Source organism: Acidovorax sp. CCYZU-2555, from assembly GCF_018413525.1.
Taxonomy (GTDB): Bacteria; Pseudomonadota; Gammaproteobacteria; order Burkholderiales; family Burkholderiaceae_C; genus Comamonas.
This window is the reverse complement of sequence record NZ_JAHCDD010000028.1, coordinates 34,755-49,175: the sequence shown is the minus strand read 5'-3', so window position 1 is coordinate 49,175 and position 14,421 is coordinate 34,755. Positions and strand designations below refer to the sequence as shown.

At 67.0% G+C, this 14,421-nt stretch carries 10 protein-coding genes; 8 read left to right on the top strand and 2 right to left on the bottom strand.

What is annotated here, in order from left to right:
* The first annotated feature begins 5 nt into the window (after positions 1 to 5).
* Both purH and KHY18_RS11875 read left to right on the top strand, forming a co-directional pair.
* A complete protein-coding gene (gene purH / locus KHY18_RS11880; protein ID WP_213299786.1) occupies positions 6 to 1,598 on the top strand; it encodes a bifunctional phosphoribosylaminoimidazolecarboxamide formyltransferase/IMP cyclohydrolase in 1,593 nt (530 codons plus the stop codon).
* Positions 1,599 to 1,660: 62 nt separating this feature from the next.
* Positions 1,661 to 2,044, top strand: coding sequence for a c-type cytochrome (locus KHY18_RS11875; protein ID WP_349630283.1), 384 nt, complete (start codon positions 1,661 to 1,663; stop codon positions 2,042 to 2,044).
* A gap of 55 nt (positions 2,045 to 2,099) precedes the next feature.
* On the opposite strand, the gene hemL is transcribed toward KHY18_RS11875, so the two are convergent.
* Entirely contained in the window at positions 2,100 to 3,404 is a 1,305-nt protein-coding gene (gene hemL, locus KHY18_RS11870; RefSeq protein WP_213299782.1) for a glutamate-1-semialdehyde 2,1-aminomutase, read from the bottom strand.
* Positions 3,388 to 4,380 (bottom strand): bifunctional hydroxymethylpyrimidine kinase/phosphomethylpyrimidine kinase, encoded by a 993-nt coding sequence (thiD, locus tag KHY18_RS11865; protein ID WP_213299780.1) that lies wholly within the window; start codon positions 4,378 to 4,380, stop codon positions 3,388 to 3,390. Before thiD ends, hemL begins: the two co-directional genes overlap by 17 nt.
* A gap of 115 nt (positions 4,381 to 4,495) precedes the next feature.
* On the opposite strand from thiD, the gene KHY18_RS11860 reads away from it, so the two are divergent.
* The 6 genes from KHY18_RS11860 to KHY18_RS11835 are packed head-to-tail and all read left to right on the top strand — an operon-like array spanning position 4,496 to position 14,377.
* Complete coding sequence (locus KHY18_RS11860; RefSeq protein WP_213299778.1) at positions 4,496 to 4,648, top strand: rubredoxin; 153 nt, start codon at positions 4,496 to 4,498, stop codon at positions 4,646 to 4,648.
* A gap of 44 nt (positions 4,649 to 4,692) precedes the next feature.
* Positions 4,693 to 5,094: a response regulator gene (locus KHY18_RS11855; RefSeq protein ID WP_159911298.1), complete on the top strand. Its 402-nt coding sequence runs from the start codon at positions 4,693 to 4,695 to the stop codon at positions 5,092 to 5,094.
* Positions 5,094 to 5,459: a response regulator gene (locus KHY18_RS11850; RefSeq protein ID WP_213299775.1), complete on the top strand. Its 366-nt coding sequence runs from the start codon at positions 5,094 to 5,096 to the stop codon at positions 5,457 to 5,459. The genes KHY18_RS11855 and KHY18_RS11850 overlap by 1 nt, the downstream gene beginning before the upstream one ends.
* Before the next feature lie 13 nt (positions 5,460 to 5,472).
* Positions 5,473 to 6,000, top strand: a complete 528-nt coding sequence (locus tag KHY18_RS11845; protein ID WP_213299772.1) for a chemotaxis protein CheW — start codon at positions 5,473 to 5,475, stop codon at positions 5,998 to 6,000.
* Between the two features lie 50 nt (positions 6,001 to 6,050).
* Positions 6,051 to 8,273, top strand: a complete 2,223-nt coding sequence (locus tag KHY18_RS11840) for a methyl-accepting chemotaxis protein (protein WP_502768762.1) — start codon at positions 6,051 to 6,053, stop codon at positions 8,271 to 8,273.
* A gap of 50 nt (positions 8,274 to 8,323) precedes the next feature.
* Positions 8,324 to 14,377 carry an Hpt domain-containing protein gene (locus tag KHY18_RS11835; RefSeq protein WP_213299766.1) on the top strand — a complete coding sequence of 2,018 codons (6,054 nt, stop codon included), beginning with the start codon at positions 8,324 to 8,326 and terminating at the stop codon, positions 14,375 to 14,377.
* Positions 14,378 to 14,421 lie beyond the last annotated feature (44 nt).

The window sequence follows — 14,421 nt, the reverse complement described above, 5'->3', positions numbered from 1 at the left end:
CCACCATGTCCCTCACCGCACTTCTTTCCGTCTCCGACAAGACCGGCATCGTTGAATTCGCCCAGGCCCTGCACGCCATGGGTGTGCGCCTGCTGTCGACCGGCGGCACCGCCAAGCTGCTCGCCGACAAGGGCCTGCCCGTGACCGAAGTGGCCGAAGTCACCGCGTTTCCGGAAATGCTCGACGGCCGCGTCAAGACCCTGCACCCCAAGGTCCACGGCGGCCTGCTCGCGCGCCGCGATGTGCCCGCCCACATGGCGGCGCTCAAGGAGCACGGCATCGACACCATCGACCTGCTGGTCGTGAACCTCTACCCGTTCGAATCCACCGTCGCCAAGCCCGGCTGCACGCTGGCCGACGCCATCGAGAACATCGACATCGGCGGCCCCGCCATGGTGCGTTCCGCCGCGAAGAACTGGGCCGATGTCGGCGTGCTGACCGATGCTTCGCAATACCCGGCCGTGCTGGCTGAGCTGCAAGCCGGCGGCAAGCTGTCGCACAAGCTGCGCTTCGAACTGTCGGTGGCCGCGTTCAACCGCATCGCCCAGTACGACGGCGCGATCAGCGACTACCTGTCGAGCGTGACCTTCGAAGAAGAAAAGCTGTCGGAAGAATACGTGCCCGAGCGCGCGGCCTTCCCCGGCCAGGCCAACAGCCAGTTCATCAAGGTGCAAGACCTGCGCTACGGTGAAAACAGCCACCAGCAAGCCGCCTGGTACCGCGATCTGGCGCCCGCTGCCGGCTCGCTGGCCACCGGCGTGCAGCTGCAGGGCAAGGAACTGTCGTACAACAACATCGCCGACGCCGACGCTGCCTGGGAATGCGTCAAGAGCTTCGAAGCGCCGGCTTGCGTGATCGTCAAGCATGCCAACCCCTGCGGCGTGGCCGTGGCCGGCAATGCGCATGACGCCTACGCCAAGGCGTTCCAGACCGACCCCACCAGCGCCTTCGGCGGCATCATCGCCTTCAACCGCACGGTCGATCTGGCCGCGGCCCAGGCCGTCGCCAAGCAGTTTACCGAAGTGCTGATGGCGCCCGACTTCACGCCCGAAGCGCTTGAAGTGTTCAAGTCCAAGGCCAATGTGCGCCTGATGAAGATCGCGCTGCCCGCCGACTACAACCAGGTGCGCAACGTGATCGAGACCAAGCGCGTGGGCTCGGGCATGCTGCTGCAGACCGCCGACAACCATGAGCTGCAACTGGCCGATCTCAAGATCGTGACCGTCAAGCAGCCTACCCAGGAAGAACTGCAAGACCTGCTGTTCGCCTGGAAGGTCGCGAAGTACGTCAAGAGCAATGCCATCGTGTTCTGCAAGAACGGCATGACCATGGGCGTGGGCGCGGGCCAGATGAGCCGCCTCGACTCGGCGCGCATCGCTTCGATCAAGGCCGAAGCCGCCAAGCTGTCGCTGCAGCACACCGTGGTCGCCAGCGATGCGTTCTTCCCGTTCCGCGACGGCCTCGACGTGGTGGTGGACGCAGGTGCAACCTGCGTGGCCCAGCCCGGCGGTTCGATGCGCGACCAGGAAGTGATCGACGCCGCCAACGAGCGCGGCGTGGCCATGGTCTTCACGGGCGTGCGCCACTTCCGTCATTGATCTGACGCGCGATGGTGCAGCCGCCCACTCCATCCAGGCGCTGGCGCCGGGTGGGGCTGGTCGTGGCACTTGCCATGGTGCCGGCCCTGTTCGCCTGGCTGGCCTGGAAAAGCATCAACAGCCGCCGGCCGCCGCCTGCGCCTGTCGCTGAAACCGTGCGTGCGGCCCCGCTGCCCGCGGCCAGCGAAGGCTGGGCGCAGGTGCAGGCCCAGTTCTGCCTGCGCTGCCATGGCATGGAGCAGACCCATGTGGGCCCGGGCTTTGCGCAGATCGCCCGGCGCTACCGCGATGCGCCTGACGCCCACGAATATCTGGCGCGCAAGATACGCGAAGGCAGCGCCGGCGTCTGGGGCCGCAAGCTGATGCCGCGCCAGCCGGGCATCAGCGCCGAGCAGGCCCAGGCCATGGCGGTCTGGGTGCTGGAGCAGCCGGATCCGCCGCCCTGAACAAAAAAAGCCCCGCAGGCCAAAACCTGCGGGGCTTTTTTGCGGGGCGTCGCGCTTACAGCGTCTTGAACACCGCGCGCGCGGCTTCTATGGTGCTGTCGATGTCGGCGTCGGTATGGGCTGCGCTCACGAAGCCGGCTTCGTAGAGCGCGGGCGCGAAGTAGTGGCCGCGGTCCAGCATGCCGTGGTAGAACTTGTTGAAGCGCTGACCGTCGGTGCGCATCACTTGCGCATAGGTGGTCGGCAGTTCGGGCAGGAAGAAAAAGCCGAACAGCCCGCCTTCGTGGTCGCCGCAGAACGGCAGGCCGGCTTCGTGCGCGGCTTGGGTCAAGCCCGCGATCAGACGGCCGGTACGCAGGTGCAACTGCTCGTGGAAGCCCGGCTGGCTGATCAGCTCGAGCGTCTTGAGGCCGCAGGCCGTGGCGATGGGGTTGCCCGACAGCGTGCCGGCCTGGTAGACCGGGCCCAGCGGCGAGAGCTTTTCCATGATTTCGCGGCGCGCGCCGAAGGCCGCCATCGGCATGCCGCCGCCTATCACCTTGCCCAGCACCGTGATGTCGGGTGCAAAGCCCGGGATGTCTCTGGCGTAGACGCTTTGCGCGCAGCCCAGGGCCACGCGGAAACCGGTCATCACTTCATCGTAGACAAACAGCGCGCCGTGCTGCGTGCACAGCTCGCGGATGCGGCGCGTGAATTCGACGCTGGCGCGCACGAAGTTCATGTTGCCGGCAATCGGCTCGATCATCACGCAGGCGAGCTGCTCGCCGTAGAGCTGGAAAGCTTCTTCGAGCTGGGCGATGTCGTTGTACTCGAGCACCAGCGTGTCCTGCACGGCTTCGGGCGTGACGCCGGCGCTGGTCGCATTGCCGAACGTCGCCAGGCCCGAGCCGGCCTTGACCAGCAGGGCGTCGGAGTGGCCGTGGTAGCAGCCGTTGAACTTGATGATCTTCTTGCGGCCCGTGAAGCCGCGCGCCAGGCGAATGGCGCTCATCGTGGCTTCGGTGCCCGAGCTGACCAGGCGCACCATTTCCATCGATGGCAGCAGCGCGATGAGCTTCTCGGCGAGCGTGACTTCGCGTTCGGTGGGCGCGCCGAAGCTGAAGCCGTCGAGCGCGGCTTCCTGCACGGCAGACAGCACTTCGGGGTGGCCGTGGCCCAGGATCATCGGGCCCCAGGAGCCGATGTAGTCGACGAACTGCTGGTCGTTGGCGTCCCAGAAATAGGCGCCCTGGGCGCGCTGCACGAAGCGCGGCGTGCCGCCGACGGCGTTGAAGGCGCGCACGGGCGAGTTGACGCCGCCGGGGATCACGGCCTTGGCGCGTTCGAACAGAGGGAGATTCAGATCAGTGTTTGGTGTCATGGGGAGGCATCACAAAGCCCTCGAGGGGCAGTGGTTCATTCACCGAGCGGCTGGCCAGGGTGGCAGCCAGGGGCTGCGCTTCCTCGGCTTCGGCATCGGCATCGAGTTCGTCGTCCTCGGGCTGGGCCCAGAACATGCGATCCGGCAGGAAATGGCCCATGCCCGGGCGGAAACCGTTGTCCAGGCTGTGGTCCAGGTATTCAAGCGCTTCTTGGGTCGCGCTGATCAGGTCGTTGCCGCTGGCTACCAGCGCCGTGAGCGCCGCCGACAGGGTGTCGCCCGCGCCGCTGAAGGTTCCGTCGAACATCTCGAAACGGTGGCTGGCCAGCACGGCATGCTGGGTCGACAGCACGTTGTCGATGAACTGCTCGGGCAGCGGAATGCCTGTCACCAGCACATAGGGTACGCCCAGCGCGTCGGCGGCCATGGCGATGTCGCGCGCGCTCGGGCTGCGGCTCGCGTCCCAGTCGGGCAGCAGCCAGCGCCACAGCGTGCTGTGGTTTCCGACCAACACCGAGGTCTGCGGCAGCACCAATTCGCGGAACGCATCGAGGTACTGATCGAGCAGGTCGTCGCTCCACCAGGACAGCTCGGGCATGTAGCTGATGATGGGCAGATCGGGGTAGTCGGAAGAGATTTCGGCGATCACGGCCAGGTTCTCGGGGCTGCCCGCGAAGCCGACCTTGATGGCGCGCACCGGCAGGTCTTCGAGCACGGTCCGCGCCTGTTCGTCGACGCAGTCGTCGGCAAAGGCGTAATGCTCGAAAATGCGGCTGGTGTCGCGTACATAGGTGCCGCTGACCACGCCCAGCGGGTGTCCGCCGACCGAGGCGATGGTGGTGATGTCGGCGGTCAGGCCGCCCGCGCCGCTGGGGTCGCTGGCGTTGAATACCAGCACGCACACCGGTTGCGCGACATCGAAGTCTTCGGGCGCGGGTGCGCCCAGGACGGTGGGTGGGGTGGGAGTTGTTGCCATGATGGGCCTTAGTTTGCCCCTGCGCCAATGCCTGGGAATGTCAGGGTGATGACTGGATACAATCGTTGCATTCTATGTGAAGGCCCTTTAAGCTGTGACGAACCCTAAGACTTGGATGTGTTTGATCTGCGGCTGGCTGTACCAAGAGGAACTCGGCTGTCCGGAACATGGCATTCCCGCGCAAACCCGCTGGGAGGACGTTCCCATGAACTGGACCTGTCCGGAATGCGCTGCCCGCAAGGAAGACTTCGAGATGGTTGAAATTTGAGCGCAGGGTGCACCTGTGCCGTGGTTTGACTGGGAGGATCTCAAGTGACAACGACAGCGGACGCACCTTTGAAGGTGCTGGTGGTGGACGACAGCAACACCATACGGCGCAGTGCCGAAATCTTTTTGCGTCAGGGCGGCTATGAAGTGCTGCTCGCCGACGACGGCTATGACGCGTTGGCCAAGGTCAACGACCACCAGCCGCAGCTGATCTTCTGCGACATCCTGATGCCCAAGCTCGACGGTTACCAGACCTGCGCGATCATCAAGCGCAATGCGCGCTATGCCGATACGCCCGTGGTCATGCTTTCGTCCAAGGACGGGGTGTTCGACAAGGCCCGGGGCCGCATGGTCGGCTGTCAGGAATACCTGACCAAACCTTTTACCAAAGACCAGTTGCTGCAAGCCGTGCGGCAATTTGGCAAGATTCCCCAAGGAGCGATGTGATGGCTGTTCAGAAGGTGCTGGTCGTTGATGACTCGAAGACCGAGCTGATGTTTCTGACGGATTTGCTGCAGAAAAAAGGCATGCAGGTGCGCTGCGCGGAAAACGCCGAAGAGGCTTTTCGCAGCCTCGCGGAAGAGAAGCCCGACCTGATCCTCATGGATGTGGTCATGCCCGGCCAGAACGGCTTCCAGCTCACGCGGGCGATCACGCGCGATCCCCAGTATGCCGACGTGCCCATCATCATGTGCACCAGCAAGAGCCAGGAAACCGACCGCGTCTGGGGCCTGCGCCAGGGTGCGCGCGCCTACATCACGAAACCCGTGGATCCGGCGGAGCTGCAGGCCAAGATCGACGCGCTGGGCTGAGCGGCGCTGATCCATGGCCAATCGTGAAGCACTGAGACAATTGCATGCGCGGCTGGCCGCGCGACTACAAGCCGCTCGCAGCGAAGGCGTGGCCGCGGCCAGTTGGCTGGCCGTCGAGGCCGGCGGCAGCCGCTATCTGATGCCGCTCGCGCATGCGGGCGAGATCTTTCCCTGGTCGGGCGTGCTGCGCGTGCCCTACACCCAGCCCTGGCTGATGGGCGTGGCCAACCTGCGCGGCACGTTGGTGGCAGTGGTCGATTTCCCCGGCCTGCAGGGTAAAACCGTGGCGCGCAACGACATGACGCTGGCCGACGCAAGTCTGCTGGCGTTCAATCCCGCGCTCGAGGTGCATGCGGCGCTGCTGGTGGACCGTCTGCTGGGCTTGCGCGGCGCGCAGAATTTCACGGGCATGCAGGATGCCCCGCTCGACGCTCCAGGCTACTGGGGTGCGACCTACTTCGACGAGGCAGGCGATTCCTGGCAGGAAATCGATTTGCAGAGCCTCGCGCAAGACCCTGAATTTCTCCATATCCGTGCCTGAGTTGTCCCCTGTGAGGCTGTGTCATGTCTTTTGCCCAGAAAATTGGAAAAATGTTTCAGCGCCGTTCCGCCGGCAGCGGCGAAGGGCTGAGCGATCTGCCTGACGCAGCCCTGCCGCCGCAGGAACCCGTGCGCGACGCACCGGCGAGCCTCTACGCTGACAGCAGCCTGTCGTCGTTCAGCGACGAGGAGCAGCCGCTCAATGAGGAGCTGGTGCCGCTGCCGCTGCTGGGCCGCGCGCCCGCGGCGCAGCAGCAGCGCCGTCTGCTGATCATGCTCGCGGTCGGTGTGACCGTGCTGGCGCTGATGGCCGGCTGGGTGCTGCAGCAGGCCGAGCGTTCGGCGCAGCAGCTGGCCGCCAACGGCCAGGCGCTGATGCAGTCGCAACGCCTGGCCAAATCGGCCTCGCAGGCGATGACCGGCAACAGCCAGGCGTTCGACGCGCTGCAGGAAAGCGCCGACGTGCTGGCGCGCAGCGTACGGGCGCTGGCCAGTGGCGACGACGCGCTGGGCGTGCAGCCGCTGGGCTCCGAATACGCCGATTCGCTCAAGGACATCGTGCCGCTGATGGAGCGTGCGGAAAACAGCGCCCAGCAGGTGATGGCCCAGCGCCAGGTGCTGATGCAGGTCGGTGATGCGCTGCGCGCGGTGAACCGCCAGTCGTCCGAACTGCTCGAAATCGCTGAAACCATTGCGTCGCTCAAGCTGCAGCAGGGCGCTTCGCCCGCCGAAATTTCAGCCGCGGGCCAGCTGGTGATGCTGACCCAGCGCATCGGCAAGTCGGCCAACGAATTCCAGACCACCGAAGGCGTGAGCCCCGAAGCGGTGTTCCTGCTCGGCAAGGACTTGGCCTCGTTCCGCGAAATCGCCGAGAGCCTGCTCAACGGCAGCAGCGAACTGCGCCTGCCCGCGACGCGCGATGCGCAGACGCGTGAACAGCTGCAGGCGCTGATCGTGCTCTACGAACAGACGCGTACCGGCGCCAGCGCCATTCTGGGCAACCTGCAGGGCCTGGTGTCCGCACGCGAAGGCCAGACGTCGATCAACAACGACAGCGAAGCACTGCGCCGCGGCCTCGAAACACTGCAAGTGCAGCTGCGCTCGACGGCCGGTCTGGGCGCGGGTCAGTTCGCGCTGCTGGGTCTGGTGGGTCTGTTCGTGCTGCTGTGCGGCGTGGGCATTTCGCGCGTTCAGCTGCTCGACAGCCGCAGCCGCCAGGGCGCGGCCGAGCTGCAGCAGCGCGATGCGCGCGTCCAGGAGCACGAAGCCAAGCGCGTCAACGACGCCAACCAGGCGGCCATTTTGCGGCTGATGAACGAACTGCAATCGGTCGCCGAAGGCGACTTGACGCAGGAAGCCACGGTGACCGAAGACATCACGGGCGCGATCGCCGACTCGGTGAACTACACGGTGGAAGAGCTGCGCCTGCTGGTGGGCAGCGTGCAGAACACCGCGACGCGCGTGGCGCAGACCACGGCCCAGGTCGACAGCACTTCGACCGAGCTGCTTGCAGCATCGACAGAACAGCTGCGCGAGATTCGCGAAACCGGCCGCTCGGTGCTCGACATGGCGACCCGAATCAACCAGGTCTCGGCCCAGGCCCAGGAATCCGCCGCGGTGGCGCGCCAGTCGCTGCAGGCCGCGGACGAAGGTCTGAAGGCGGTGCAGAACACCATCGGCGGCATGAACTCGATTCGTGACCAGATCCAGGACACCTCCAAGCGCATCAAGCGCCTGGGCGAGTCGTCGCAGGAGATTGGTGAAATCACCGAACTGATTTCCGACATTACCGAACAGACCAACGTGCTGGCGCTGAACGCCGCCATCCAGGCCGCATCGGCCGGTGAAGCGGGCCGGGGCTTCTCGGTCGTGGCCGAGGAAGTGCAGCGGCTGGCCGAACGCTCGGCCGACGCGACGCGGCAGATTTCGGTGCTGGTGAAAGCGATTCAGACCGACACCCAGGATGCGGTCGCGGCCATGGAGCGTTCGACCCAGGGCGTGGTGCAGGGCGCGCAGCTGTCCGATACCGCGGGTACGGCGCTGACCGAGATTGACAGCGTTTCGCGCCGCCTGGCCGAACTGATTGAGCAGATTTCGCAGTCCACCTCGCGCGAAGCCGATCTGGCCAACGGCGTGGCGGACAATATCCAGCATATTTTTGCCGTGACCGAGCAGACCGGTGAAGGCACGCGCAGCACGGCACAGCAGGTGCGCGAGCTGTCGCACATGGCCGAGGAGCTGCGCCAGTCGGTCGCCCGCTTCAAGATTGCCTGAGGCTTCTTCCCCCTTTCCTAGACCGGCGCCTGAGCGCCGGGGAGTTCCGAATGTCTTCCACTGACGCCTTTTTTCCCTCTGCATCGGCCGACGCGGCGCAGGGCGAGCAGGACCTCGGGCCCCTGGCATGGGTCATCGATGAACTGCGCAAATCGCTCGAAGGCGCGGCCAAGTCGCTGGCGCGTTTCGCGCGCGAGGCGGAACTGACGCCGGACGGTGGCCAGGCCGTGCTCGATACCGTGGCCGTGCAGCAGGCGCTGCACCAGGTCGGTGGCGCGCTCGAAATGGTCGACCTGCGCGCCGCTGCGCGCCTCGTGCATGCGATGGAAGCTGCGGTGCTGCGCCTGGAGCAAGATCCCCAGCGCTGCACTCCTGAAGCCGCAAGCACACTGGAAAACGCCAGTTTCGCCCTGCTCGAATATCTCGATACGCTGCTGGCCGGCAGGTCCGTGCCCGCGGTCGCGCTGTTTCCCCAATACCGCGCGGTGCAGGCGCTGGCCGGCAACGACAAGGTGCATCCGGCCGATCTGTGGCCCGCCGAACGCCGCATGCGCGAACCCGCGCTGCCCGAAAGCACGCCGGCGCTGGCCTATGGCCCGCAGGCGCGCGCGCTGCTCGACGCGGGCGTGCTGACGCTGGTCAAGACCGGCAATGTCGCGGCCGCGGCCCAGCTGCGCGCGACCTGCCTGGGCTTTGTCGCCGCACAGACCGACTCCGGCGCACGCACGTTCTGGAAGATTGCCGCCGGCTTCTTCGATGCCTTCGCGCAGGGCTTGGTCAAGCCCGATCTCTACGCCAAGCGCGCGGCCTCGCGCGTGCTGATGCAGTACGCGGCCATGGCCAAGGGCGACAACCGCCTGCCCGAGCGCCTGACCCAGGACCTGCTGTTCTTCTGCGCCCAGGCCGTCGAGCCGGCCGACGCCAGCGCCCAGGCGCCGGTGCTGCGCGCGGTGCGCGAATCCTTCGGCCTGGCGCGCCATCCGCTGGTCGATTACGAGCGCGCGCGCTTTGGCCGTTTCGATCCCGCGCTGCTGGCGCAGGCGCGCAAGCGCGTGGCCGCGGCGACCGAATGCTGGTCGGCACTCGCCGGCGGCGACCGCAGCAAGATCAAGCCCGTGGTCGAACAGTTCAGCCAGGTCTGCGACTCGCTCAACAAACTCTACCCCGACAGCACCGGGCTGGCACGCGCGCTGCAGCGCGTGATCGAATGGATGGCGCGCAGCGGCGAGCCGCCGGCGCCCGCGCTGGCGCTCGAAGTCGCGACCGCCATCCTCTATTTGCAGGCAGCGCTCACCTCTCCCGAACTCGCCGACGAGTCCATGGCCGCGCATTCCGGCCGGCTTGCCCAGCGCCTGGACGAAGTGCGCCAAGGCATGGAGTCGCAGCCGCTAGAGCCCTGGATGGAAGACCTCTACCGGCATGTGAGCGACGGCCAGACCATGGGCAGCGTGGTCGGCGAACTGCGCACGACCCTGGCCGAGGCCGAGCACCTGCTCGACCAATTCTTCCGCCAGCCGGCCCAGGTCGAGGTGCTGGCCAAGGCGGCCCAGCATCTGGCGCAGATGCGCGGCGTGCTGTCGGTGCTGGGCCTGGAGCAGGCCTGCCTGGCCGTGGTGCGCATGCGCGATACCGTCGAGCAGCTGATGCGCGACGAGATTCCCGCTGCCGAGCAGCCGCAGGTCTTTGCGCGCCTGGGCAACAACCTCGGCGCGCTGGGCTTTCTGATCGACATGCTCAGCTACCAGCGCAATCTGGCGCGCAAGCTGTTCGTCTATGACGAAGCGTCGGGCGAGTTGCGCATCATCATGGGTCGCAACCGCGTGCGTGCCAACGACGCGCCCGAAGAGCGCAGCCAGCGTGTCGAAGCGCGCGCGCCCCAACCCTTGCCGCCGGTCATTCCGGTCGCCGCGCCGCCGGCGCCGGTGGCTGTGCAGCCACCGCCCGTCGAAGCACCGGTGGTGGTCGAGCCCGAGCCGGCCGCCGTTGCCGCGCCCGCGCCCGCGCCGCTCAGTTTGGCCGAGGAAGACACCGACGAAGAACTGCGCGGAATTTTCCTCGAGGAAGCGCGCGATGTCGTGCGCCAAGGCCTTGAAGACCTCGACGCGCTCAAGAGCGATGCTGCGCAATGGAATGCGCAGACCAGCTTGCGCCGCGTGTTTCACACGCTCAAGGGCAGCGCGCGCATGGTCGGACTCGACGAGTTCGGCGAAGCCGGCTGGGCCATGGAGCAGATGCTCAACGCCTGGCTGGGTGAACAAAAGCCCATGCCCGCCGCCTGGCAGGCGCTGGCGCGTGAGGCCTTGCAGGCGTTTGCCGTCTGGGCCCAGGCCATCGCCGACGGCCGGGACCAGGACTGGTCGGCCACGCCATTTCGCGCGGCCGCAGATGCCATGCGCCTCGACGGCCAGCGCGCGCCCGTGGCGCTGCAGCCGTCGCTGCGCCGCGGCCAGCGCGTGGAAACGCCGGCCGCCGAAGAAGCCTTGCCCGCAGCCAGCCTGGCGGGGGTGGAGGACACCGAGGCCGCTGTCGACACCACGCCGCTGCCCGATTTGCCGGGTGTGGTCGAGGAAATCGACTTCGCCGCCTTTGAATCCGCGCTGCAAGCCAGCGAACAACTGCCCGAGGCCTCTGCCGCGACCGAGCCGCAGGATGCTCCGCAGGACGTGACCGAAGTGCCCGCGCAGGAAACCGAGCCCGTGGTGCCCGCGCCCGTCGAAACAGGCAACGAGTGGCTGGACGATACGCCCGGCTGGGACGATACCCAGATCGAGGACGACGTGGCGCAGCCCGAGCCGCAGCCTGAATTGCCGCCCGCGCCCGCGCCTGTGGCCGAGCCGCTCGACGAGAACTGGAAATGGGAGCCGGCCGCGCCGGTTGCCGAAGCCGTGGGTGTCGAGGAGCCCGCGCCTGAATCCTGGCCGCAAGCGGAGCCCGAGCCCGAGGTCGCAGCGGTCGTGGAGCCAGAGACGGCAACCGCTGCAGAGTCCGAATTGGCAACTGAAGCCGTTGACGACAACGTCAAGGTGATCGATGGCCTGCGCATCCATCTGCCGCTTTACAACGTCTATTTGAACGAAGCCGACGAATGGTCGCGTCGCCTCGAAGTGGCGCTGCAGGAGTGGGCGCTCGAAGCCCACCGTCCGCAGCCCGAGGAAGCCGTGGGCTGGGCGCATTCGCTCGCCGGCAGTTCCGCGACCGTGGGCTTCAAGGACTTGTCGCGCCTGTCGCGCGCGCTGGAGCACGCGCTGATGCATGTCCGGCCCCAGGGCGCGGGCGATGCGCAGCAGCTGGTCGTGTTCCAGGCCGCGGCCAATGAGATCCGCCGCCTGCTGCACCAGTTCGCCGCGGGCTTTCTCAAGACGCCGCTGGCGTCCGTGGAAGAGGCGTTGCAGCAGGTGCTCGACAGCGAAGTCGACAGCCTCGCGGGCGAGAGCAGCGCTGCGCTGGGCCTCGATGCCGAGGATGCAATCTGGGCCCAGGAGCTGGGCGCCGATGCAAATGAACCGGTCGCCGAGGTGGCGGCGCCAGAGGCTGAGGCGCCCGAATCTGCGCCTGAGCCCGAACTGGTGATCGAGCCCGAACCCGAGCCGGTGATCGAGGCTGAGCCCGAGCCGGTGATCGAGCCCGCATCTGAACTTGAGGCGGTGCTCGAGGCCGAACCCGAACCTGCGCCCGCGATCGCGGCGTTCGAGCCGGAAGTGCTGGCGCCGCGGCACGACGCGATCGCCGCGGGCATGGACAGCGCCATCGATGACGACATCGAAGTGCTCGATGCGCTCGATCCCGACCTGTTCCCGATTTTCGAGGAAGAAGCGGCCGAGCTGCTGCCGGTGCTGGGCACGGCGCTGCGCGACTGGGCAGGGCATCCACAACGGCTGGACGCGCGCAATGCCAGCCTGCGCGCGCTGCACACGCTCAAGGGCAGTGCCCGTTTGGCCGGCGCGATGCGCCTGGGCGAAATCACCCACCGGCTTGAATCGGCGATCGAGCACATAGACGCGCACGAAGCCCAGGCCGCGCAGATCGAACCGCTGCTGGGCAGTTTCGACATTCTGAATGACCATTTCACGGCATTGCGCGCGCTGGGCGACGACCTCGCCACGGCACCTGCCGCTGCGTCCGCGCCGCAGGCGGCCGAGCCGGTGCGCGAACGCATCGAGGGCCGGCGCGCGCCCACGTTCACGCCGATTGCTCCGCTCACGGGCGGACGCTCGGCCTCGCAGCAGTCGGTGCGCGTGCGCGGCCAACTGCTCGACCGGCTGATCAACCAGTCGGGCGAAGTGCTGATTGCGCGTTCGCGCATCGATGCGCGCCTGGTGCAGGCGCGCGCTTCGCTCTACGACCTCAACGGCAACCTCGAGCGCCTGCGCCAGCAGCTGCGCGACATCGAAGTCCAGGCCGAGACGCAGATGCAGTCGCGGCTGGCGCTTTCCAAGGATTCCGCCGCGGGCTTCGATCCGCTGGAGTTCGACCGCTTCACGCGCGTGCAGGAACTCACGCGCATGATGGCCGAGTCGGTCAACGACGTGGCCACGGTGCAGCGCAATCTGCAGCGCGATCTTGCCGCGGCCGAAGACGATCTGGTCGCCCAGGGCCGCCAGGCGCGCGATCTGCAGCGCGATCTGCTGCGCACGCGCATGGTCGAATTCGACGCCATTTCCGAGCGCCTGTACGCCGTGGTGCGCCAGACCTCCAAGGAGATGGGCAAGCAGGTGCGGCTGAACATCGTCGGCGGTACCATTGAAATGGACCGCGGCGTGCTCGACCGCATGGTGCCGGCGTTCGAACATCTGCTGCGCAATTGCGTGGCGCATGGCATCGAACTGCCCGCGCAGCGCGAAGTCCAGGGCAAGGATGCAACCGGCACCATCGCCGTGACGCTGCAGCACGAAGGCAACGACGTGCGCGTGCGTTTCGACGATGACGGCGCGGGCCTGGACTTGAAGCGCATCCAGGCCGTGGCCGTGGCGCGCGGCCTCGTGGCCGAAGACGCGGCCATCACGGCCGAACAAGCCGGGCAGCTGATTTTCCAGCCGGGCTTCACGACGGCCACCGAAGTCACGGGCGTGTCAGGGCGCGGCATCGGCATGGACGTGGTGCGCTCCGAAGTCAACGCACTTGGCGGCCGCATCGAAACCCACAGCACGCCGGGCACAGGCTCGTCGTTCGGCCTGGTGCTGCCGCTGACCACGGCGGTGACGCAGGTGGTGATGTTGCGCGTGGGCCAGTTCGCCGTGGGCGTTCCCGCCAATCTGGTGGAAATCGTGCGCCGCGTGCCGCTGGCGAATCTGGAGCAGGCCTATGCCAGCGGCCAGCTCGCGGATGCGGGCGGCGACGAAAGCCTGCCGTTCTTCTGGGGCGGTGCGCTGTGGCAGTCGTCGCCGCAAAGCCTCGAAGGCGTGGGCAAGACCCGCGCCGTGGTGATTTTCCGCAGCGCGGCCCAGCGTCTCGCATTGCATGTCGACGAAGTGCTGGGCAACCAGGAACTGGTCGTCAAGCCGCTGGGCCCGCAGCTCGCGCGCCTGCCGGGCCTGACCGGCATGTCGGTGCTGGCCTCGGGCGCGGTGGTGCTGATCTACAACCCGGTGGCGCTGGCCACGGTGTATGGCGAGCAGGTGCGCGAGCAGCTGCGGCGCCAGCCTGCGGTGACGCCGCAGCAACTGGCCGGCGGCGACGGCGTCGCCACCGTACAGCCCCAGGCCGCGGGCGCGGGCGAAGTGCCGCTGGTGCTGGTGGTCGATGACTCCATCACCGTGCGCCGCGTGACCCAGCGCCTGCTGCAGCGCGAAGGCTACCGTGTCGAAGTCGCGTCCGACGGTCTGCAGGCGCTGGAGAAGCTGCAGGGCGCGCGCCCGGCCGTGGTGCTGTCCGACATCGAGATGCCGCGCATGGACGGCTTCGATCTCGCGCGCAACATCCGCGCCGACGCACGGCTGCACGATCTGCCCATCATCATGATCACCTCACGCATCGCGCAAAAGCACCGTGAGCATGCGCAGCAGATCGGCGTGAACCACTATCTGGGCAAGCCGTATTCCGATGAGGAATTGCTGAGCCTGGTGCAGCATTACGCGGCGTTGGCGATGGCGGTGCCTGCGGCTTGAGGGCGGACCGTTCATCATTCGACGCGGCCTGCTCACCACGAACG

Bases quoted from the DNA above. Each gene is read 5' to 3' on its own strand.
- KHY18_RS11845 (WP_213299772.1), top strand. From the start codon at position 5,473: ATGGCCAATCGTGAAGCACTGAGACAATTGCATGCGCGGCTGGCCGCG.
- hemL (WP_213299782.1), bottom strand. From the start codon at position 3,404: ATGACACCAAACACTGATCTGAATCTCCCTCTGTTCGAACGCGCCAAG.
- KHY18_RS11840 (WP_502768762.1), top strand. From the start codon at position 6,051: ATGTTTCAGCGCCGTTCCGCCGGCAGCGGCGAAGGGCTGAGCGATCTG.
- purH (WP_213299786.1), top strand. From the start codon at position 6: ATGTCCCTCACCGCACTTCTTTCCGTCTCCGACAAGACCGGCATCGTT.
- thiD (WP_213299780.1), bottom strand. From the start codon at position 4,380: ATGGCAACAACTCCCACCCCACCCACCGTCCTGGGCGCACCCGCGCCC.
- KHY18_RS11835 (WP_213299766.1), top strand. From the start codon at position 8,324: ATGTCTTCCACTGACGCCTTTTTTCCCTCTGCATCGGCCGACGCGGCG.
- KHY18_RS11850 (WP_213299775.1), top strand. From the start codon at position 5,094: ATGGCTGTTCAGAAGGTGCTGGTCGTTGATGACTCGAAGACCGAGCTG.
- KHY18_RS11860 (WP_213299778.1), top strand. From the start codon at position 4,496: ATGTGTTTGATCTGCGGCTGGCTGTACCAAGAGGAACTCGGCTGTCCG.